The organism is Leclercia sp. GHBNCSD (genome assembly GCF_055805075.1).
Genome location: NZ_JBQVYO010000001.1, coordinates 2383396 through 2405575, shown reverse-complemented (window position 1 = coordinate 2405575; position 22180 = coordinate 2383396). Strand labels below are relative to the sequence as shown.

At 57.0% G+C, this 22180-nt stretch carries 21 protein-coding genes; 12 read left to right on the top strand and 9 right to left on the bottom strand.

The window, feature by feature from the left end:
* Positions 1–2: 2 nt before the first annotated feature.
* On the bottom strand, positions 3–1808 hold the full coding sequence (kefB, locus tag ACT3IC_RS11560; protein WP_103177278.1) for a glutathione-regulated potassium-efflux system protein KefB: 1806 nt from the start codon (positions 1806–1808) through the stop codon (positions 3–5).
* Positions 1808–2362, bottom strand: coding sequence for a glutathione-regulated potassium-efflux system ancillary protein KefG (gene kefG / locus ACT3IC_RS11555; protein ID WP_103177279.1), 555 nt, complete (start codon positions 2360–2362; stop codon positions 1808–1810). Before kefG ends, kefB begins: the two co-directional genes overlap by 1 nt.
* A 121-nt stretch (positions 2363–2483) precedes the next feature.
* Here kefG and ACT3IC_RS11550 point away from each other — a divergent pair, with 121 nt between their 5' ends.
* The 4 genes from ACT3IC_RS11550 (at position 2484) to ACT3IC_RS11535 (ending at position 6640) form a co-directional block, all read left to right on the top strand.
* The gene (locus ACT3IC_RS11550) at positions 2484–4388 is read left to right on the top strand and encodes an ABC transporter ATP-binding protein (protein ID WP_159340226.1); all 1905 of its coding nucleotides are present in this window, start codon (positions 2484–2486) and stop codon (positions 4386–4388) included.
* A gap of 114 nt (positions 4389–4502) precedes the next feature.
* Entirely contained in the window at positions 4503–5519 is a 1017-nt protein-coding gene (locus tag ACT3IC_RS11545) for a hydrolase (protein ID WP_103177281.1), read from the top strand.
* Positions 5520–5521: 2 nt separating this feature from the next.
* Positions 5522–5740, top strand: coding sequence for a YheU family protein (locus ACT3IC_RS11540; protein ID WP_103177282.1), 219 nt, complete (start codon positions 5522–5524; stop codon positions 5738–5740).
* Positions 5741–5770: 30 nt separating this feature from the next.
* Entirely contained in the window at positions 5771–6640 is an 870-nt protein-coding gene (locus tag ACT3IC_RS11535; protein ID WP_103177283.1) for a phosphoribulokinase, read from the top strand.
* Between the two features lie 49 nt (positions 6641–6689).
* On the opposite strand, the gene ACT3IC_RS11530 is transcribed toward ACT3IC_RS11535, so the two are convergent.
* Positions 6690–7094, bottom strand: a complete 405-nt coding sequence (locus tag ACT3IC_RS11530; protein ID WP_103177284.1) for an OsmC family protein — start codon at positions 7092–7094, stop codon at positions 6690–6692.
* A gap of 310 nt (positions 7095–7404) precedes the next feature.
* Here ACT3IC_RS11530 and crp point away from each other — a divergent pair, with 310 nt between their 5' ends.
* Positions 7405–8037 carry a cAMP-activated global transcriptional regulator CRP gene (gene crp / locus ACT3IC_RS11525; protein ID WP_000242758.1) on the top strand — a complete coding sequence of 211 codons (633 nt, stop codon included), beginning with the start codon at positions 7405–7407 and terminating at the stop codon, positions 8035–8037.
* 57 nt (positions 8038–8094) lie between these two features.
* The gene (locus tag ACT3IC_RS11520; protein WP_159340230.1) at positions 8095–10182 is read left to right on the top strand and encodes a YccS/YhfK family putative transporter; all 2088 of its coding nucleotides are present in this window, start codon (positions 8095–8097) and stop codon (positions 10180–10182) included.
* Positions 10183–10258: 76 nt separating this feature from the next.
* On the opposite strand, the gene argD is transcribed toward ACT3IC_RS11520, so the two are convergent.
* The 5 genes from argD to ppiA form a co-directional block, all read right to left on the bottom strand.
* Positions 10259–11479, bottom strand: a complete 1221-nt coding sequence (argD, locus tag ACT3IC_RS11515; protein ID WP_159340225.1) for a bifunctional acetylornithine/succinyldiaminopimelate transaminase — start codon at positions 11477–11479, stop codon at positions 10259–10261.
* An 87-nt stretch (positions 11480–11566) separates the two neighbouring features.
* Entirely contained in the window at positions 11567–12130 is a 564-nt protein-coding gene (gene pabA / locus ACT3IC_RS11510) for an aminodeoxychorismate synthase component 2 (RefSeq protein WP_156655299.1), read from the bottom strand.
* A 30-nt stretch (positions 12131–12160) separates the two neighbouring features.
* The gene (locus tag ACT3IC_RS11505) at positions 12161–12763 is read right to left on the bottom strand and encodes a putative adenosine monophosphate-protein transferase Fic (protein ID WP_336997756.1); all 603 of its coding nucleotides are present in this window, start codon (positions 12761–12763) and stop codon (positions 12161–12163) included.
* On the bottom strand, positions 12753–12920 hold the full coding sequence (locus ACT3IC_RS11500; protein ID WP_103177289.1) for a YhfG family protein: 168 nt from the start codon (positions 12918–12920) through the stop codon (positions 12753–12755). The genes ACT3IC_RS11505 and ACT3IC_RS11500 overlap by 11 nt, the downstream gene beginning before the upstream one ends.
* A 108-nt stretch (positions 12921–13028) precedes the next feature.
* Entirely contained in the window at positions 13029–13601 is a 573-nt protein-coding gene (gene ppiA, locus ACT3IC_RS11495) for a peptidylprolyl isomerase A (RefSeq protein ID WP_159340223.1), read from the bottom strand.
* Positions 13602–13879: 278 nt separating this feature from the next.
* Here ppiA and tsgA point away from each other — a divergent pair, with 278 nt between their 5' ends.
* Positions 13880–15064 carry an MFS transporter TsgA gene (gene tsgA, locus ACT3IC_RS11490; protein WP_103177291.1) on the top strand — a complete coding sequence of 395 codons (1185 nt, stop codon included), beginning with the start codon at positions 13880–13882 and terminating at the stop codon, positions 15062–15064.
* Between the two features lie 3 nt (positions 15065–15067).
* Here the strand turns inward: tsgA and ACT3IC_RS11485 are convergent, their stop codons facing one another.
* Positions 15068–16384: a cytosine deaminase gene (locus ACT3IC_RS11485; RefSeq protein WP_473477495.1), complete on the bottom strand. Its 1317-nt coding sequence runs from the start codon at positions 16382–16384 to the stop codon at positions 15068–15070.
* A gap of 240 nt (positions 16385–16624) precedes the next feature.
* Between ACT3IC_RS11485 and nirB the strand changes: the two genes are divergently transcribed.
* The 5 genes from nirB (at position 16625) to ACT3IC_RS11460 (ending at position 22150) form a co-directional block, all read left to right on the top strand.
* Positions 16625–19168: a nitrite reductase large subunit NirB gene (gene nirB / locus ACT3IC_RS11480; protein ID WP_103177293.1), complete on the top strand. Its 2544-nt coding sequence runs from the start codon at positions 16625–16627 to the stop codon at positions 19166–19168.
* The gene (nirD, locus tag ACT3IC_RS11475; RefSeq protein ID WP_103177294.1) at positions 19165–19491 is read left to right on the top strand and encodes a nitrite reductase small subunit NirD; all 327 of its coding nucleotides are present in this window, start codon (positions 19165–19167) and stop codon (positions 19489–19491) included. The genes nirB and nirD overlap by 4 nt, the downstream gene beginning before the upstream one ends.
* Before the next feature lie 159 nt (positions 19492–19650).
* On the top strand, positions 19651–20460 hold the full coding sequence (nirC, locus tag ACT3IC_RS11470) for a nitrite transporter NirC (protein ID WP_103177295.1): 810 nt from the start codon (positions 19651–19653) through the stop codon (positions 20458–20460).
* Positions 20461–20471: 11 nt separating this feature from the next.
* Positions 20472–21845 carry a siroheme synthase CysG gene (gene cysG, locus ACT3IC_RS11465; RefSeq protein ID WP_103177296.1) on the top strand — a complete coding sequence of 458 codons (1374 nt, stop codon included), beginning with the start codon at positions 20472–20474 and terminating at the stop codon, positions 21843–21845.
* Positions 21846–21979: 134 nt separating this feature from the next.
* Positions 21980–22150 carry a YhfL family protein gene (locus ACT3IC_RS11460; protein WP_032614785.1) on the top strand — a complete coding sequence of 57 codons (171 nt, stop codon included), beginning with the start codon at positions 21980–21982 and terminating at the stop codon, positions 22148–22150.
* Positions 22151–22180 lie beyond the last annotated feature (30 nt).

Sequence of the window (22180 nt, the reverse complement as noted above, 5' to 3'; positions counted from 1 at the left end):
CGTTATTCATATTCATCCCAGCCGTCCGGCTGCCGACGCTCCTGCTGCATCTCACGCTGGAAAATCTCTTCCAGCTCGCGACGCGCCTCCCGTACGCGGGAAATCTGCACCGTATCGGTGTGGACCGGCATCAACTCGCGCAGCATGCGCATATCAAGACGACGGAAATGTAACTGCGCGCGCTGGGCCTGATGAGGATGCATACCCAACGTCACTAATGCTTTACGCCCCAGCTCCAGCGCACTGGAGAAGGTCTCGCGGGTAAAATACTTTACCCCTGCCTGAAGCAGCTCATGTGCCTCAACACGCCCTCGCGCCCGGGCCAGGATGTGCAGATGGGGAAAGTGCTGCTGGCAGATCTCCACCAGCTTCAGGGTGTCTTCCGGATCATTACAGGTGATAACAATCGACTCCGCCGCCTCTGCGCCTGCGGAGCGCAGCAGTTCGACCTGTGTAGCATCGCCGTAATAGACCTTATAACCGTACTTACGCATCAGGTTTACCGCGCTGATGTCGCGCTCAAGCACCGTCACGCGCATTTTATTCGCCATCAGCAGACGCCCGATCACCTGCCCAAACCGCCCGAAGCCCACCACAATCACCTGCGGTTTATCGTCCTCCACAAAGGGCGCTTCATGCTCATCTTCCGGGGCATTCATCCGGCGAGACAGCTGCTTATCGATAAGCTTCATGAGCAGCGGCGTGGTCATCATCGACAGCGTCACGGTCACTAACAGCAGCGCCATCTGGTCATCCTGAAACAATCTCTGGGACGATGCTGTGGAGAAGAGCACAAAAGCGAATTCGCCCCCCTGGCTCAGCACCCCGGCAAGCTGCGCCTTTTCCGCCTGCCGCAGGCCGTAAACCCGCGCCAGCCCATACAGCACCGCCATTTTAACCGTGACCAGCACGGCAACGCTCATCACCACCCACAGGATATGGGTGTAGAGCACGCCGAGATTGAGCGCCATACCGACAGAGATAAAGAACAGCCCTAACAGCAGCCCTTTAAAGGGATCGATGGCAATTTCCAGTTCATGCCGGTACTCACTCTCCGCCAGCAGCACACCCGCGATAAAAGTACCGAGCGCCATCGACAGGCCCAGCGCATCCATAAACAGGGCCGATCCCAGCACCAGCAGCAGCGTCGCGGCGGTAAATACCTCGCGTACGCCGGAGGCGGCAATAAACCGGAACACCGGGCGGAGCAGATAGCGCCCTCCCACCAGCATGCCGGCAAAGGCCAACACCTTCATGCCGATCTTCATCCAGTCGAAATGCTCCTCTCCCGATCCTGCCAGCAGTGGAACCAGGGCCAGCGCGGGGATCACCGCCAGATCCTGAAACAGCAGGATCGAGAAGCCCAGCTGCCCCGCTTCGTTGCGGTTCATGCCCTTATCGCGCATCAGCTGTAACGCCATTGCCGTAGAGGACATCGCCAGACCAATCCCGCCAACCACCGCGGCCTGCCATGAGAACTGGGTCAGCATCAGGAGTCCACCGAGGATCACCGCGCTGCACAGCACCTGCGCGGCACCCACACCAAAGATCGAGCGCCGTAGTTGCCAGAGCTTCGTCGGGTTCAGCTCAAGGCCGATAATAAACATCAGAAAGACGACGCCCAGCTCCGAGAAGTGCAGGATTTCGTCCACATCGCTGATGAACCCCAGCCCCCACGGACCGATGGCGATGCCCGCCAGCAGATAGCCGAGCACCGCGCCAATCCCCAGACGCGATGCCAACGGCACCGCCACCACGGCGGCAAACAGGAACAACACGCCTGCCAGTAAAAGATCTGAGCCTTCCATCAGTGACCTCCCGTCAGATTTGGCCCCGCCAGCCACTCACCGTACGCGCGGGCATGGCTGGCCAGCTCATCCTGATGCTGCCGACGAGCCCAGTAGATAATGATCGGACTCAGCCAGTGCATGCGGCACATGGCCGCAGTCAGCTCGAACGGGCGTAAGATCTCGTTCATCGAGTAGCGGTTAAGCCCATCGTGGCGATACGCACTCTCCGGCTCGCCAGTGGTAATGACGCTCCGCCAGGACTTTCCCGCCAGCTGGTTTCCTCCCACCCCACTGGCAAATCCACGGCTCAGGACGCGATCCAGCCACTCTTTCAGCAGCGCGGGGCAGCTGTAGGTGTAGAGAGGATGCTGAAATACGATGACGTCGTGCTGACGCAGCAGCTCCTGCTCATAGGGAATATCGATAAAAAAATCGGGGTAGTGCGCGTAAAGATCGTGCACTGTCACATTACTTAGCTGTAATGCCGGTTGTAGCAAAACCCGGTTGGCGACCGAGTCCTGAGACTCCGGATGGGCATACAGCAGCAGCACTTTGGCTGTCTGGGACATCATTCCTCTCCCGGGTCGTCATCACTGTTGTTTTGGGCTACCATGGCACACCCACGCGGCGCGTGGCGGCACATTTAACCTGATTATAATGACAACTTAACATAGTCGGAACATACGGCGCTCTATGATTGTTTTCTCCTCATTACAAATTCGTCGCGGCGTACGTGTCCTGCTGGACAACGCTACAGCCACCATTAACCCGGGCCAGAAAGTCGGCCTGGTGGGCAAAAACGGCTGCGGTAAATCCACGTTACTGTCATTGCTGAAAAACGAAATCAGTGCCGACGGCGGTAATTTTACCTACCCCGGCAACTGGCAGCTGGCCTGGGTAAACCAGGAGACGCCAGCCCTGAGCGTACCGGCGATGGATTATGTTATCGACGGCGATCGGGAATACCGCAAGCTGGAAGCGGAGCTGCATGCCGCCAACGAACGCAACGACGGCCATGCGATTGCCACCGTGCATGGCAAACTCGACGCTATTGATGCCTGGACTATTCGCTCCCGCGCCGCCAGCCTGTTGCACGGCCTGGGATTCAGTAACGAGCAGCTGGAACGCCCGGTCAGCGATTTCTCCGGTGGCTGGCGCATGCGCCTTAACCTGGCCCAGGCGCTGATCTGCCGCTCTGACCTGCTACTGCTCGATGAACCGACTAACCACCTCGATCTGGATGCGGTGATCTGGCTGGAGAAGTGGCTGAAGAGCTATCAGGGCACGCTGATCCTGATCTCCCACGACCGTGACTTCCTTGACCCGGTGGTGGATAAAATTATTCATATCGAACAGGAAACGATGTTCGAGTACACCGGCAACTACAGTTCGTTTGAGCGCCAGCGCGCGGTACGCCTCTCCCAGCAGCAGGCGATGTACGAAAGCCAGCAGCAGCGCGTGGCGCACCTGCAGAGCTTTGTCGATCGCTTCAAGGCGAAAGCATCAAAAGCCAAACAGGCCCAGAGCCGCATTAAGATGCTGGAACGCATGGAGATGATCGCCCCGGCGCACGTCGACAACCCGTTCCACTTTAGCTTCCGCGCGCCGGAAAGCCTGCCCAACCCGCTGCTGAAAATGGAAAAGGTCAGCGCGGGCTATGGCGAGCGCATCATCCTGGACTCCATCAAACTCAACCTGGTGCCGGGTTCCCGCATCGGTCTGCTCGGGCGCAATGGCGCCGGTAAATCGACGCTGATTAAGCTGCTGGCGGGCGAGCTTACGCCGGTACGTGGCGATATTGGTCTGGCGAAGGGCATCAAGCTTGGCTACTTCGCTCAGCATCAGCTGGAATTTTTGCGCGCGGACGAATCGCCACTACAGCACCTGGCGCGTCTGGCCCCGCAGGAGATGGAGCAGAAGCTGCGGGATTATCTGGGCGGCTTCGGCTTCCAGGGCGATAAAGTGACCGAGAATACTGAGCGCTTCTCCGGCGGCGAAAAAGCGCGTCTGGTGCTGGCCCTCATCGTCTGGCAGCGCCCTAACCTGCTGCTGCTCGATGAACCGACTAACCACCTGGATCTGGACATGCGCCAGGCGCTGACCGAGGCGCTGATTGAGTTCGAAGGCGCGCTGGTGGTCGTTTCGCACGATCGTCACCTGATCCGCTCCACCACCGACGATCTCTACCTGGTGCACGACAGTAAAGTAGAGCCTTTCGACGGCGATCTGGAAGATTATCAGCAATGGCTGACGGACGTACAGAAGCAGGAAAACCAGCCGGAAGAAGCTGCGAAAGAGAACGCCAACAGCGCCCAGGCCCGTAAGGATCAGAAGCGTCGCGAAGCTGAACTGCGCACCCAAACCCAGCCGCTGCGTAAAGAGATCACCCGTCTGGAAAAAGAGATGGAGAAGCTCAACGCCACGCTGGCCACCGTGGAAGAGAAGCTGGGCGACAGCGGCCTGTATGACCAGACTCGTAAAGCCGAGCTAACCGAGTGCCTGCAGGTGCAGGCTAAAACCAAATCCAGCCTTGAGGAGTGCGAAATGGCCTGGCTGGAGGCGCAGGAGCAGCTCGAAGAGATGCTGCAGGCGGACTAATCCTTCCTGGCTTAGCAGGCGGCAACTCAACCGCCTGATAAGCCGCGATTAAACAAATGTAAAAAGTATCAGGCTGTATAGTAAAAGCAGACCACACAAATACTTCACAACCCTATGACACAAACAATCCCATCCGAATTTAACTTTACGCCCGACGAGAGCGCGACCTTTGTCCCCATGCGGGGCCTGTCGAATCGACACCTGCAGACCATGCTGCCGCGTCTTATCCGTCGTAAAGTGCGTTTTACCCCTTTCTGGCAGCGCCTTGACCTGCCGGATGATGACTTCGTTGACTTAGCCTGGAGCGAAGATCCGCTTCAGGCACAGCACAAACCCCGGCTGGTGGTCTTTCACGGTCTGGAGGGCAGCCTGCACAGCCCCTATGCTCATGGTCTGATTGAGGCGGCGAAAGCGCGCGGTTGGCTGGGCGTGGTAATGCATTTCAGAGGCTGTAGCGGCGAACCCAATCGCCAGAAACGCATCTATCACTCTGGCGAAACAGAAGATGGTACCTGGTTCCTGCGCTGGCTGGCAGAGACTCACGGCCCTGCCCCCACCGCTGCGGTAGGCTATTCGCTGGGGGGAAACATGCTGGCCTGCCTGCTGGCAAAAGAGGGGGACGCTATTCCGCTGGACGCCGCCGTTATCGTTTCTGCTCCGTTTATGCTGGAACAGTGCAGCTATCATATGGATAAGGGCTTTTCGCGCGTCTATCAGCACTACCTGCTTAACCTGCTGAAAGGCAACGCCTCACGTAAACTGAAAGCCTATCCGGGCTCGCTGCCGGTCAACCTGGAGCAGCTCAAGCGCATGCGACGCATTCGTGAATTTGACGATCTGATCACCGCGAAAATCCATGGCTTTGCCGATGCGATTGACTACTATCGCCAGTGCAGCGCCATGCCGTTGCTGAATCAAATCACCCGGCCTACGCTGATTATTCACGCGAAAGACGATCCGTTTATGGATCATCACTCGATTCCGGCGCCGGAACATTTACCGGCAAACGTAGAGTATCAACTGACCGAACATGGTGGGCACGTGGGCTTTATCAGCGGAACGCTGCGTAGACCGCAGATGTGGCTGGAGACACGTATCCCGGACTGGCTAACCCCCTATCTGGAAAAATAGACATGATCATTCCCTGGCAGGATCTGGCTCCCGAAACGCTGGATAATCTGATTGAAAGCTTTGTGTTACGCGAAGGCACCGATTATGGTGAAGAGGAACGTTCGCTTGAGCAGAAGGTCGCTGATATCAGGCGCCAGCTGCAAAGCGGTGAGGTGCTGGTCGTATGGTCCGAGTTGCACGAAACTGTCAACATCATGCCTCGCAATCAATTTCGCGGTTAACCGCGACATCTTTCCACTCAGGGAGTTGCTATGTCCGCCAGACATCCGGTTATCGCCGTCACAGGGTCGAGTGGTGCAGGTACCACCACCACCAGCCTCGCCTTTCGTAAGATCTTCTCGCAACTGCATCTGCGTGCCGCGGAGGTCGAAGGCGACAGCTTTCACCGCTACACCCGCCCTGAGATGGATATGGCCATCCGCAAGGCCCGTGATTTAGGCAAACATATCAGCTACTTTGGCCCCGATGCTAACGACTTTGGCCTGCTGGAGCAGACCTTCGCAGAGTACGGGCGAAGCGGCACGGGCCAGTCGCGCAAATACCTGCATACCTATGACGAAGCGGTACCGTGGAACCAGGTTCCGGGCACCTTTACGCCCTGGCAGCCGCTGCCAGAACCCACCGACGTGCTGTTTTATGAAGGTCTGCACGGCGGGGTCGTCACGCCGCACCATGACGTGGCGCGCCATGTCGATCTGCTGGTGGGCGTCGTACCCATTGTAAACCTGGAGTGGATCCAGAAGCTGACGCGGGATACCAGCGAACGCGGCCATTCCCGAGAAGCGGTGATGGATTCGGTGGTTCGCTCCATGGAAGATTACATTAACTTCCTCACGCCGCAGTTTTCCCGCACCCATATTAACTTCCAGCGCGTCCCGACCGTGGACACCTCTAACCCCTTTGCCGCAAAAGCGATCCCGTCGCTGGATGAGAGCTTTGTGGTGATCCATTTCCGCAATCTGGACAATATCGATTACCCCTGGCTGCTGGCGATGCTGCAGGGCTCGTTTATCTCGCACATGAATACGCTGGTGGTCCCGGGCGGGAAGATGGGACTGGCGATGGAGTTGATCATGACGCCGCTGGTACAGCGGTTAATGGAAGGGAAGAAGATCGATTGAGGCTTGTAGGCCGGGCAAACGAAGTGCCGCCCGGCGTTTGATCCAGGACTTACGCCTCGATCACTTCATACGAATGGGTAATATTGACCGCTTTTTCCAGCATCAGCGCCACGGAGCAGTACTTCTCCGCAGAGAGATCCACCGCGCGGGAGACCGCAGCCTCTTTTAGCGCTTTGCCGGTTACCACGAAATGAAGGTTGATATGGGTAAAGAGACGCGGCGCTTCATCCCGGCGCTCTGAAGTCAGTTTCACTTCGCAATCGGTCACATCGTGACGCCCTTTTTGCAGAATCGAGACCACGTCGATAGCGCTGCATCCCCCTGCCGCCATCAGAACCACTTCCATCGGGCTGGGTGCTTTATCACCGGAGTTGCCATCCATCAGAATCTGGTGCCCCGAGGCGGACTCACCGAGGAACGTTAACCCTTCAACCCATTTCACACGTGCTTGCATTTTAACTCACTCCAGGCTTGCATTTTTTCTGTCAGATTACGCGCCAGTAACAATTCTGGCAAAGGAAGTCGACCTGCATCAAGCTGAAGCGAGACACCAGGAGACACGCGGCAAAACCTATGCTAAAACAGTCGTGATGCTACAGTAATACATTGACGTTGCACATGTATGCAGAGGACATCACACATTACAGGCTGCTAATTATTGTGACAGCCAGATCCCCAGGTAAGGGGAAGAATTCGATTGCAACCCCAGAGCGAAGGTAGAAAGCCTGACTCTGGAGACAGCTTATAACAGAGGATAACAGCGCATGGTGCTTGGCAAACCGCAAACAGACCCGACTCTCGAATGGTTCTTGTCTCATTGCCACATTCATAAGTACCCATCGAAGAGCACGCTGATTCACCAGGGTGAAAAAGCGGAAACGTTGTATTACATCGTCAAAGGCTCAGTGGCAGTGCTGATCAAAGATGAAGAAGGCAAAGAGATGATCCTCTCTTACCTGAATCAGGGAGACTTTATCGGTGAACTGGGCCTGTTTGAAGAAGGTCAGGAGCGTAGCGCCTGGGTCCGGGCAAAAACTGCGTGTGAAGTGGCTGAGATCTCTTATAAGAAATTCCGCCAGCTGATCCAGGTTAACCCGGATATCCTGATGCGCCTCTCTTCGCAGATGGCTCGCCGTCTGCAGGTCACCTCTGAGAAAGTGGGTAACCTCGCCTTCCTGGACGTGACGGGCCGTATCGCTCAGACGCTGCTGAACCTGGCGAAACAGCCAGACGCCATGACCCACCCGGACGGTATGCAAATTAAAATTACCCGTCAGGAGATCGGTCAGATCGTCGGTTGTTCCCGTGAGACAGTGGGTCGTATTCTGAAAATGCTGGAAGATCAGAACCTGATTTCCGCCCACGGTAAAACCATCGTGGTTTACGGAACACGTTAATTCCGCTAAGACGGCGTGGCATCGCATGATGACACGCCGTTTTTGTCTCTCTCACCCATGTGGCGCAGGCTCATTTATCACCCGGAAGTTAACTACGCACTACGGCAAACCCTGGTGCTGTGTCTCCCTGTGGCTGTGGGGTTAGTTCTCGGTTATCTGCAATACGGCCTTCTGTTTTCTCTTGTTCCCGCCTGCTGCAACATTGCGGGTCTCGACACGCCCCATAAACGCTTTTTTAAACGCCTGATAATTGGCGGCTGCCTGTTTGCCGGCTGTAGTCTGGCGGTACAATTGCTGCTGGCGCGTGATATTCCGCTGCCCCTCATTCTGACCGCACTGGCGATGACGTTAGGGGTCACGGCGGAGATCAGCGCCCTCCACGCCCGCCTGCTGCCCGCCTCGCTGATTGCGGCCATCTTTACCCTGAGCCTGGCGGGGAATTTACCGATCTGGGCGCCGCTGCTGATCTACGCCCTGGGGACACTCTGGTACGGGCTGTTTAACTGGTTCTGGTTCTGGCTGTGGCGGGAGCAGCCGCTGCGTGAATCCCTGAGCGTACTCTACCGCCAGCTGGCTGATTACTGTGAAGCCAAATATACCCTGCTGACCCAGCACACCGACCCGGAAAAATCGCTGCCGCCGCTGCTGGCGCGCCAGCAGAAGGTGGTGGACCTGATTAGTCAGTGTTACCAGCAACTGCATATGCTGGCGGCGAACAGGAATCATGAATACAAGCGGCTGCTGCGTATCTTCCAGGTGGGGCTGGATCTGCAGGAGCATATCTCCGTTAGCCTGCATCATCCGCAAGAGGTGCAAAAGCTGGTCGAGCGCAGCCACGCTGAAGCGGTGATCCGCTGGAACGCGCAGACCGTCGCCGCCCGGCTGCGGGTATTGGCCGACGATATTCTCTATCACCGCTATCCCACCCGCTTTAACATGGACAAACAGCTCGGCGCGCTGGAGAAAATTGCCCGCCAGCATGCGGATAACCCGGTCGGCCAGTTCGCCGCCTGGCACTTCAGCCGTATTGCCCGCGTGCTTCGCACCCAACGCCCGCTCTACCCGCGTGACCTGATGGCGGATAAGCAGAAGCGCCTGCCGCTGATCCCCGCCCTGAGAAGCTATCTGTCGCTAAAGTCTGCCGCCCTGCGTAATGCGGCACGTATCAGCGTCATGCTGAGTATCGCCAGCCTGATGGGTATGGCGCTGCACCTGCCTAAGCCTTACTGGATCTTAATGACCGTTCTGCTGGTGACGCAAAACGGCTACAGCGCCACGCGGGTGCGCATCCTCCACCGGGCAGGCGGCACGATGGCGGGGCTGATTATTGCGGGGATCACCCTGCACCTTCACGTCCCGGAAGGCTATACCCTGACGGGTATGCTGCTGGTAACGCTGGTGAGTTACCTCATCATCCGTAAGAACTACGGCTGGGCGACGGTGGGCTTTACGCTGACCGCGGTCTACACCCTGCAACTGATTACGCTCAATGGTGAGCAGTTTATTATCGCCCGGCTGGCAGATACGCTGATTGGCTGCCTGATTGCCTTTGGCGGCATGGTGTGGCTGTGGCCGCAGTGGCAGAGCGGATTGCTGCGACAGAACGCCCACGACGCGCTGGAGGCCGACCAGGAGGCCATCCGCCTGATCCTCAGCGACGATCCGCAACCCACGCCGCTGGCCTGGCAGCGCATGAAGGTCAACCAGGCGCATAATGCCCTGTTCAACTCCCTCAACCAGGCGATGCAGGAGCCGGGCTTCAATTCGGCCTATCTGGCGGATATGAAACTGTGGGTGACGCACAGCCAGTTTATCGTCGAGCATATCAACGCAATGACGACCCTGGCGCGGGAGCATACGATGCTGACGCCAGACCTGGCGCAGCGTTATTTGCAGTCGTGTGAAATCGGCCTTCAGCGCTGCCAGCAGCGCCTGGAGTATGATGAGCCGGGTGAGAGTGGGGACAGCAATATTCTGGAAGCGCCAGAGACGCTGACGCACGGCCCGATGAGCACGCTGGAACAGCATCTGCAGCGCATTCTGGGGCATCTGAATACTATGCACACCATTTCGTCGGTGGCCTGGCGCCAGCGTCCACATCATGGCATCTGGTTGATCCGGCGTTTGAAACGCACACCGTATTAAACGCCGGGTGGCGCTGCGCTTACCCGGCCTACGGTCTTGTAGGCCCGTGCAAGCGTAGCGCCGCCGGGCTACACAGCTACTGCTGAACCACCCGCTTCACCGCCTGCGCAAAGCGGGTCATCCCCTCTTCGATATCCTGGCTTTCCACCAGCAGCGACGGCGCAAAGCGCATCACGTCCGGCCCGGCGTTGAGCACCATCGTCCCTTCGCTGGCGGCGGCGTAGAGAAAATCGCGCGCCCGGCCTTTGTACTGCGGCTTCAGTTCGGCACCAATCAACAGTCCCATGCCACGGATATCACTGAAGACATCGTACTGCGCATCGATCTGCTGGAGATGCTTCACAAACTGCTCGCGCTTCGTATTGACGCCGCTCAGCACTTCCGGGGTATTGATGATATCGAACGCCGCTCCGGCAACCGCGCACGCCAGCGGGTTGCCGCCATAGGTCGAGCCGTGAGAGCCCACGTGGAATGCCGATGCGATATCCTGCGTGGTGAGCACGGCGCTCACCGGGAAGCCACCCCCGAGCGCTTTGGCGCTGGTCAGGATGTCCGGCGTCACGCCGTAGTGCATATAAGCAAAGAGATCCCCAGTACGGCCCATGCCGCTCTGCACTTCGTCAAAGACCAGCAGGGCCTGGTGCTGATCGCACAGATCGCGTAGCCCCTGCAGGAATTCTGGCGTTGCCGCCATCACGCCGCCTTCACCCTGGATCGGCTCAACCACCACCGCGCAGGTGTGATCGTCCATCACCGCTTTTACCGCATGCAGATCGTTAAACGGCACGTGGATGATGTCGGCCGGTTTCGGGCCAAAACCATCGGAATATTTTGGCTGACCGCCCACGGTCACGGTAAACAGCGAACGGCCATGAAACGCATTGTGGAAGGCGATGATTTTGGTTTTAAACGGGCTGTGGCGGGTGGAGGCGTAATAACGGGCCAGCTTGAAAGCGGTTTCGTTGGCTTCGGTGCCGGAGTTCATAAACAGCACACGCTCGGCAAAGGTAGCCTCGATGATTTTGCGCCCGAGACGTAGCGCAGGTTCGTTGGTAAAGACGTTGCTGGTGTGCCACAGGGTTTCGCCCTGGGTTTTCAGCGCCTCGACCAGCGCCGGGTGGCAGTGACCTAACGCCGTCACCGCAATGCCGCCCGCAAAATCAATGTACTCTTTGCCCTGCTGATCCCAGACGCGGCTGCCTTTCCCCTTCACCGGGATAAACTCAGCCGGTGCATAAACTGGCAGTATCACTTCATCGAATGTTGCGCGCGTAATTGCAGATTGTTCAGTTGCCATGTAACCCCACCCTTTTTTAAGTACAAAGCAGAAGTGAAAATATAATCACGAAATATGCTTAAAAAATCACTTTATGGCAACTAAAAATCAACGATTGAGGAAATTAGCCAGCAGCTGGTGGCCCTGTTCGCTGAGAATGCTTTCGGGGTGGAACTGCACCCCTTCCAGATCCCATTCACGGTGACGGATACCCATGATCTCCTGCGTTTCGCTCCAGGCGGTGACCTCAAAGCAGTCGGGTAAGGTGGGCGGATCGATAATCAGTGAGTGATAGCGGGTGACGGTAAGGGGGTTGTTCAGACCGCAGAAAACTCCGACGCCGTTGTGCGTCACCGGGGAGGTTTTGCCATGCATCACTTTCGCTGCCCGCACAATGGTGGCGCCAAAGACCTGGGCGATGGCCTGATGCCCGAGGCAGACGCCCAGAATCGGCACTTCACCGGCATAGCGCTGGATCACCGCCAGCGAGATGCCAGACTCATCCGGCGTGCAGGGGCCGGGGGAGATAACGATTTTTTGCGGATTGAGCGTGGCGACATCCTCCAGCGAGAGTGCGTCGTTGCGCCGGACCACCACCTCCGCCCCCAGCTCGCAAAAATACTGGTACAGGTTCCAGGTGAAGGAATCGTAGTTATCAATCAGCAGAATCATGGCGGCTCCTGAAAAAATGGCCGCCCTATTCTACTCAGTTTCCCCGGCTTCGCTTACCACTTTACTGAAGATTGCGTTCAACGCGCTCAGATCCCCCATCGCACCGCTCTGGTTGGCCTGCGCCCACTCTTCCGGATCGATATCGCGCCAGTCAAGCTGGTAGCCCGCATGGATCGCCAGCTGCTCAAAGAAGATGCGCTGAACAATACCGTTGCCGATGCGGAACGGATGCAGAACGTTGATCTCGCAATAGTAGTGGCTGAGGCGGTTAATGAACTCCTCTCTCTCCAGCCCAACGAGATAGCCCTCCTCCTCCAGATCCTGCATCAGGGCGTTGCCCTCTTTTTCGATGTAGGCGAAGTGGCAGAAGCGGGTATCGCCCTGGTAAATATCCATCTCACGAATATCACCCGCCCAGTCAAAGATATCCTGATAGATATGCTGATGAATGGCGCACAGATGTGGGAGGCCGCGCAGCAGCGGCCCCAGCCCCAGGGTTGCCGCTCGCAGTGCGGTAAATTCATACGCCGCCTGCGCCAGACGCTCCGCCTGGCGGATGCCCAGCCGGTTACGCATGACATTCAGGCCGGGATAGAGATAGGGATCGCGATCGTTGCCGTATTTATCGCTCATACTGCCTCCTGAGCTCCTCAAGACGCAGTTCTGCCTCGTCGGCATTGAGCGTGACTAAGGGACTATCGACGCCTTCAAGACGGCGACTGGCCTGAAAATTCGCGTTTCGCTGTTGTTCCCAAAGACGGGATTTTTGCTTATCAGTGAGTTTTTTCACCCTTTTCCTCCCTGCTTGTGCCCGTGTTGCCACAAGTATAAGCAGCAAACTGCGGTTTCGCAGGGAGGTAAAGGCAACGCGGGCAAAACCTGCCCGCGCCATTACGGATTAAGGCAGGACTTTCGCAGAGAGGATAACTATCGGTTTTGACGGCACATTCTGGTAAGGGCCGACGTCGTGCGTCTGCACCTGAGAAATTTTATCGGCTACATCCATGCCTTTCACAATTTTACCAAATACCGCATAGCCAAAGTCACGCTGGCCGTGGTCAAGGAAGGCGTTGTCCGCCACGTTGAGGAAGAACTGGCTGGTTGCGCTGTCTTTATCGGCGGTACGCGCCATAGAGATGGTGCCGCGGGTGTTACGCAGGCCGTTATCCGCTTCGTTCTTGATTGGCGGGTTTGGCTGCTTCTGCTGCATCTGATCGTTGAAGCCGCCGCCCTGCACCATAAAGCCCGGGATCACACGGTGGAACGTAGTGCCGTTATAAAAACCGCTGTTGACATAATCGAGGAAGTTTTTCACAGAAACGGGAGCTTTCTGACTGTTCAGTTCCAGCTCAATGTTGCCGGCAGAGGTGGTCAACAGAACGTGCGGGTCTCCTTTCGCTGCCAGCGCAGCAGGAGAGAGGGCTGAAAGAGCGAATACAGCCGCGACAGCCGCCAGAGTTGATTTGAGCATGAGAATTCCTTAACAAAGCGCAGTAAAGAAAGCGAATGGCTTGATTCTAAAGAGCAGTATGAATCCAGGCCAGCCCTTTACCTAATTTTACCTATTTGAAACAGATGTAACCGCCCGGCAAAGTCGTGCCAGCACCATTAACGTGATTAATATCACTATTTATAATGCAATGAATGATTAATTTGACCTAAAAGATTTAATTAGATCACATTCACGATTAAAATCTGGCCGCTCGCAGCGCAGCCAATGCGCTTTACACTTCTCTTCACAGGCCAGTCATGACTAACAGCAATCGTATCAAGCTCACATGGATCAGCTTCTTCTCCTACGCCCTCACCGGTGCGTTGGTAATTGTCACCGGGATGGTGATGGGAAATATCGCAGACTATTTCAACCTGCCCGTTTCCAGCATGAGTAACACCTTCACCTTTCTTAACGCCGGGATCCTGATCTCCATTTTTCTCAATGCCTGGCTGATGGAAATCGTCCCACTGAAAACCCAGCTGCGTTTTGGCTTTGTGCTGATGGTGCTTGCCGTGGCGGGTCTGATGCTCAGCCATAGCATCGCATTGTTCTCCGCCGCCATGTTTGTGCTGGGTCTGGTCAGCGGCATCACCATGTCGATTGGTACCTTCCTCATTACCCACATGTATGAAGGCCGTCAGCGCGGCGCGCGACTGCTCTTCACCGACTCCTTCTTCAGCATGGCAGGGATGATCTTCCCGATTGTGGCCGCCGCGCTGCTGGCCCGCAGCATTGAGTGGTACTGGGTTTACGCCTGCATTGGTCTGGTCTACGTGGCGATCTTTATTCTGACCTTCGGCTGTGACTTCCCGGTCCTGGGCAAAAAAGCGCAGACCACCAGCGAGCCGGTGGTGAAAGAAAAATGGGGGATTGGTGTCCTGTTCCTCTCCATCGCCGCCCTCTGCTACATCCTGGGTCAACTGGGCTTTATCTCTTGGGTGCCGGAGTATGCCAAAGGTCTGGGGATGAGCCTGAACGATGCCGGTAAGCTGGTGAGTGACTTCTGGATGTCCTACATGTTCGGCATGTGGGCGTTCAGCTTTATCCTGCGCTTCTTCGATCTGCAGCGGATCCTCACCGTGCTGGCGGGCGCCGCCACCGTGCTGATGTACCTGTTTATCAACGGCTCTCCGGAGCAGATGCCGTGGTTTATCCTGACGCTCGGCTTCTTCTCCAGCGCCATTTACACCTCGATCATCACTCTGGGCTCCCTGCAGACCAAAGTGGCTTCGCCGAAGCTGGTTAACTTCGTGCTGACCTGCGGCACCATCGGCACCATGCTGACCTTCGTGGTAACCGGCCCGATTGTGGCGCACAGCGGCCCGCTGGCAGCGTTACACACCGCCAATGGTCTTTATGCCGTGGTATTTGTAATGTGCCTGGTGCTGGGCTTCGTCACCCGCCACCGCCAGCATAACGCGGCGGCAGCGACGCACTAATCCTTATGCCCCTTTGCGCTCAGTAAAGGGGCTGTTTTTGGTAAAGCATACCTCTTCCCCACCGCTGTCCATCTGAACCCATGTCTGGGCTAACTGCGTGGCGGCAATGACCCTGCCCTGACGAATCGACCAGCGCACAGGCACCTGACAACGCACCGCCTCAAAGCCACTTTCCGCGGGCAGAATCACCAGATTCGCCGGATTCCCCGTCTCAATACCGTAATCGCTCAGCCCAAACGTTCTGGCGCTGTTATAGGTGATCAAGTTAAGTCCGCTATCAATTTGCTGATACCCCATCATCTGACAGACATGCAGCCCCATATGCAGCACCTGCAACATATTGCCGGTGCCCAGCGGATACCACGGATCAAACACGTCGTCATGGCCGAAGCAGACGTTGACGCCCGCCTCAAACAGCTCCTTCACGCGGGTAATGCCGCGCCGCTTCGGATAATCATCAAAGCGCCCCTGCAGATGGATATTCACCAGCGGATTGGCCACAAAGTTAATCCCGGAGAGCTTCAGCAGACGAAACAGCCGCGAAGTGTAAGCCCCGTTATAAGAGTGCATGGCGGTGGTATGGCTGGCAGTGACGCGCGGGCCGATCCCGGCCTCATACGCCAGCGTCGCCACCGTTTCGACAAACCGTGACTGTTCATCGTCGATCTCATCGCAGTGAATATCCAGCGGCCGGTCGTACTTCTTCGCCAGTTCAAAGGCGATATGCAGGGACTGGACGCCATACTCCCGGGTGAATTCGAAGTGCGGGATGGCGCCCACCACATCCGCCCCGAGCTTTAAGGCCTCTTCCAGCAGCGCCGCGCCATTCGGGTAAGAGAGAATCCCTTCCTGCGGGAAGGCCACAATCTGCAGCGTCACCCACGGGGCGACCTCCTGCTTCACCTCCAGCATCGCTTTCAGGGCGGTCAGCGTCGGGTCGGAGACATCCACATGGGTGCGCACAAACTGGATGCCGTTGGCGATCTGCCACTTCAGGGTTTTCCAGGCCCGGGCTTTGACATCCTCATGGCTGAGCAGCGCTTTGCGCTCTGCCCAACGCTCTATGCCTTCAAACAGCGTCCCGGACTGGTTCCAGTTCGGCTCACCTGCGGTCTGGGTGGTATCCAGGTGGATATGCGGTTCGATAAAAGGCGGGATGGCTAACCCTCCGCGGGCATTCAACACTTCATAGCTCTCAACCTGCTTTTCGCCCGTCGGGGTGATTTCGCCAAAACGACCGTTCTCAATAGTCAGTTGCCAAAAGCCGTCACGGCCCGGTAAACGGACGTTCTGAATAAGCCAAAGCGGTGCTGTAGACATCATATTCTCCCTAAGATGGGGGCTGAAATTCAGGAGTAGCTGAAATTAAAAACTAGCCTCCTGATTTGTACACATAATCATCGATTATGAAAAGCCTGCGATTTCCACGACTTATAAAAAACCTGACAAATCAGGCATCTACCCACTAAGGAGTAGTTGAAGGCGTATTTGATTTGCATCAATAAGCGCCGTTGCTGAATCGTTAAGGTAGGCAGTAATAGAAAAGAAATCGAGGCAAAAATGAGCAAAGTCAGACTCGCTATTATCGGTAACGGCATGGTCGGTCACCGCTTTATTGAGGATCTACTCGATAAAGCCGATGCCGCCCAGTTCGACATTACCGTGTTCTGTGAAGAACCCCGTAAGGCGTACGACCGCGTGCACCTCTCCTCCTATTTCTCTCACCACACCGCCGAGGAGCTCTCTCTGGTGCGCGAAGGTTTTTACGAGAAACATGGCGTGAAGGTGCTGGTGGGCGAGCGCGCTATCACCATCAACCGTCAGGAAAAAGTGATTCATTCCAGTGCGGGACGCACGGTTTTTTACGACAAGCTGATCATGGCGACTGGCTCCTATCCGTGGATCCCGCCGATCAAAGGCTCGGAAACTCAGGACTGCTTTGTCTATCGCACCATTGAAGATCTCAACGCCATCGAATCCTGCGCCCGTCGCAGTAAACGCGGCGCGGTAGTCGGCGGCGGCCTGCTCGGCCTCGAAGCCGCTGGCGCACTGAAGAACTTAGGCGTTGAAACCCACGTCATCGAATTTGCCCCGATGCTGATGGCAGAGCAGCTTGACCACATGGGTGGCGAGCAGCTCAAACGCAAAATTGAGAGCATGGGTGTGAAAGTTCACACCAGCAAAAATACCAAAGAGATCGTGCAGGAAGGCACCGAGGCGCGTAAAACCATGCGCTTTGCCGACGGCAGCGAGCTGGAAGTCGACTTTATCGTCTTCTCCACCGGTATTCGCCCACGCGACAAGCTGGCCACCCAGTGCGGCCTGGCGGTTGCCCAGCGCGGCGGGATCATGATCAACTCTACCTGCCAGACCTCCGATCCGGATATCTACGCCATCGGCGAGTGCGCCAGCTGGGAAAACCACGTCTACGGTCTGGTCGCCCCTGGCTACAAAATGGCGCAGGTCGCCGTTGACCATATCCTCGGCAATGAAAACGCCTTCGAAGGCGCGGACATGAGCGCCAAGCTGAAACTGCTGGGCGTGGACGTAGGCGGTATCGGCGATGCGCATGGCCGTACGCCAAACTCCCGCAGCTACGTCTATCTCGACGAAAGCAAAGAGGTCTATAAACGTCTTATCGTCAGCGAAGATAACAAAACCCTGCTCGGCGCGGTGCTGGTGGGTGACACCAGCGATTTCGGCAACCTGCTGCAGCTGGTGCTGAACGCTATCGAACTGCCGGAGAACCCGGATGCGCTGATCCTGCCTGCTCATGCGGCCAGCGGCAAACCCTCTATCGGTGTCGATAAGCTGCCGGACAGCGCGCAGATCTGCTCCTGCTTCGATGTCACCAAAGGCATGCTGATTTCTGCCATCAACAAAGGCTGCCACACCGTGGCGGCGCTGAAAGCGGAAACCAAAGCCGGTACCGGCTGCGGCGGCTGTATCCCACTGGTGACCCAGGTGCTCAACGCCGAGCTGGCGAAACAGGGTATCGAAGTGAACAACAACCTGTGCGAGCACTTCGCTTACTCTCGCCAGGAGCTGTACCACCTGATCCGCGTGGAAGGCATCAAATCCTTCGACGAGCTGCTGCAAAAACATGGCCAGGGTTATGGCTGTGAAGTGTGTAAACCGACCGTCGGTTCTCTGCTGGCCTCCTGCTGGAATGAGTATGTGCTCAAACCACAGCACACGCCGCTGCAGGACACCAACGACAACTTCCTGGCGAACATCCAGAAAGATGGCACCTACTCGGTGATCCCACGCTCTGCCGGCGGCGAAATCACCCCGGAAGGGCTGGTGGCGGTCGGCCGCATCGCCCGCGAATTTAACCTCTACACCAAAATCACCGGCTCCCAGCGTATCGGCCTGTTCGGTGCGCAGAAAGATGACCTGCCGGAAATCTGGCGTCAGCTGATTGAAGCGGGCTTCGAAACCGGTCACGCCTATGCCAAAGCGCTGCGTATGGCGAAAACCTGCGTCGGCAGCACCTGGTGCCGTTACGGCGTGGGCGACAGCGTCGGCTTCGGCGTCGAGCTGGAAAACCGCTACAAAGGTATTCGTACCCCGCACAAAATGAAGTTCGGCGTCTCCGGCTGTACCCGTGAATGTGCCGAAGCGCAGGGTAAAGATGTGGGTATCATCGCCACTGAGAAAGGCTGGAACCTGTACGTCTGCGGTAACGGCGGGATGAAACCACGCCATGCAGATCTGCTGGCGGCGGATATCGACCGTGAAACGCTGATCAAATACCTCGACCGCTTCATGATGTTCTACATCCGTACCGCGGACAAACTGACCCGTACCGCGCCGTGGCTGGATAACCTGGAAGGCGGCATCGACTACCTGAAGTCCGTCATCATCGACGACAAGCTCGGCCTGAACGCGACGCTGGAAGAAGAGATGGCTCGCCTTCGCGACGCCGTGATTTGCGAATGGACAGAAACCGTCAACACCCCGTCGGCGCAGGTTCGCTTCAAACACTTTATCAACAGCAACCAGCGCGATCCGAGCGTGCAGGTCGTGCCTGAGCGCGAGCAGCATCGCCCGGCAACGCCGTATGAACGTATTCCGGTGATGCTGGTGGAGGAAAACGTATGAGCCAGTGGGTAAACATCTGCAACATCGACGAGATCCTGCCTGCCACCGGCGTATGCGCGCTGTTAGGTCATGAGCAGGTTGCCATTTTCCGTCCGCGCCACGACGAACAGGTTTTTGCCATCAGCAATATCGACCCGTTCTTTGAGGCCAGCGTGCTTTCCCGTGGGATTATCGCTGAGCATCAGGGGGAGCTGTGGGTTGCCAGCCCGCTGAAAAAGCAGCGCTTCCGCCTGAGCGACGGCCACTGTATGGAAGACGAAACCCGCTCCGTTAAACACTATGACGTTCGCGTGAAGGACGGCAAGGTGCAGCTGAGAGGCTGATTGAAACGGGGGCGCAATGCCCCCGCTATTTGTTTTGATTTTGATGTTGTAGGCCCGGCAAGCGCTGCGCCGCCGGGCAATTGCCGGGTGGCGGAGCAGGCTCCTTATCCGGCCTACAACGTATTTATTCTTTCTTTCATTACTATTCTGGATAATCAAATGTTTACAGACACCATCAATAAGTGTGCGGCTAACGCTGCCCGGATTGCACGCCTCAGTAAAAACAGTCCTCTCGGCTTCTGGATCAGCTCCGCCATGGCGGGCGCCTATGTCGGCCTGGGGATCATTTTAATTTTCACTCTTGGTAACCTCGTCGACCCGTCTGTGCGTCCGCTGGTGATGGGCGCCACCTTCGGGATCGCTTTAACCCTGGTCATCATCGCCGGTTCTGAACTGTTCACCGGTCACACCATGTTCCTGACGCTGGGTGTCAAAGCGGGCACCATCACTCAGGGCCAGATGTGGGGCATTCTGCCGCAGACCTGGCTCGGTAACCTGGTGGGCTCGGTGTTTGTCGCGCTGCTGTATAGCTGGGGCGGCGGAAGCCTGTTGCCGGTCGATACCAGCCTCGTGCACACCGTCGCGCTGGCAAAAACTACCGCCCCGGCGATGGTGCTCTTCTTTAAAGGCGCGCTCTGTAACTGGCTGGTTTGCCTGGCTATCTGGATGGCAATCCGTACTGACGGCGCCGCGAAGTTCATCGCTATCTGGTGGTGTCTGCTGGCCTTTATCGCCTCTGGCTACGAACACTCCATCGCCAACATGACGCTGTTTGCCCTCTCCTGGTTCGGTCACCACAGCGAAGCGTATACCCTGTCAGGTATCGGCCATAACCTGTTGTGGGTAACGCTTGGCAATACCCTTTCCGGGGTTGTATTTATGGGTTGGGGTTACTGGTATGCTACCCCTAAAGCGGAGCGTCCGACTCCTGCAACCATCGCAACCGTTCAGGCGAAAGCCAACCAGTAAGAGGTAATGTCGTGGATCACCTGCCAATATTCTGTCAATTACGCAATCGTGACTGCCTGCTCGTAGGTGGTGGCGATGTGGCTGAACGCAAAGCCCGCCTGCTGTTAGACGCAGGTGCCCGACTTACCGTCAACGCCCTCGACTTCGCCCCGCAATTCACCGTGTGGGCGCAGGAAGGGATGCTCACCCTCGTTGAGGGTGAGTTCAACGAAACGCTGCTCGATACCTGCTGGCTGACCATCGCCGCCACCGACGACGATGCGGTTAACCAGCGCGTTAGCGATGCCTGTGAAGCGCGGCGGATCTTCTGCAACGTGGTGGATGCGCCGAAAGAGGCGAGCTTTATCATGCCGTCGATTATCGACCGCTCGCCGTTGATGGTCGCTGTCTCCTCCGGTGGCACCTCGCCGGTACTGGCGCGCCTGCTGCGTGAAAAGCTGGAAGCCATTCTGCCGCAGCATTTAGGCCAGGTGGCCCAGTATGCGGGGCAGCTGCGAAGCCGTGTGAAAAAGCAGTTTGCCACCGTGGGCGAACGCCGTCGTTTCTGGGAAAAATTCTTTGTGAACGACCGGCTGGCGCAGTCGCTGGCGAATCAGGATCAAAAGGCCGTGGATGAAACCACCGAGCAACTGATCAATGCCCCGCTCGATCACCGGGGCGAAGTGGTGCTGGTGGGTGCCGGTCCGGGTGATGCCGGCCTGTTAACCCTGAAAGGGCTACAGCAGATCCAGCAGGCGGATATCGTGGTCTATGACCGCCTGGTCTCTGACGACATTATGAACCTGGTGCGCCGGGATGCCGACCGGGTGTTTGTCGGCAAGCGCGCAGGTTATCACTGCGTTCCGCAGGAAGAGATTAACCAGATCCTGCTGCGTGAAGCCCAGAAGGGTAAACGCGTGGTGCGGCTGAAAGGCGGCGATCCGTTTATCTTCGGGCGCGGCGGCGAGGAGCTGGAGACGCTATGCGAAGCGGGCATTCCCTTCTCGGTGGTGCCGGGCATTACCGCAGCCTCCGGTTGCTCCGCCTATTCCGGCATTCCGCTGACCCATCGCGATTACGCCCAGAGCGTACGTCTGGTTACCGGCCATCTGAAAACCGGCAGCGAGCTGGACTGGCATAACCTGGCCGCAGAAAAACAGACTCTGGTCTTCTATATGGGGCTGAACCAGGCGGCGACGATACAGGCGAAACTGCTTGAACATGGCATGGATGCAGAAATGCCGGTTGCGCTGGTAGAGAACGGCACATCGATTAAACAGCGCGTGGTCAGCGGCGTGTTAACCCAGTTGGGCGAGCTGGCGCAGCAGGTTGAAAGCCCGGCGCTGATCGTGGTGGGTCGCGTGGTGGCGCTGCGTGACAAACTCAACTGGTTTTCAAACCATTAAGCCAGGCTGAACATATTCCCCGCTAAATGAGTAGTCCTGTAATGGACTACTCCTCTCCTGACGCTGCCGATAACATACCTTCCGCGAAAGCACATTTTCTATATATTCCCTCACGTTACAGACAAGGAAGCGTTATGTTTAAACTGGCAAAGATTGCCCTGGTTGCAGGCATCTTAACAACCCTGACGGCGTGCACTGGCCACGTGCAAAACACCAAAAATAACTGCAGCTACGATTACCTGCTCCACCCGGCGATCTCCATCTCTAAGATCATCGGTGGCTGCGGCCCGGCAGCGAATCAGTAACCGTTTCGCAGGCAATAGAAAAAACCGGGA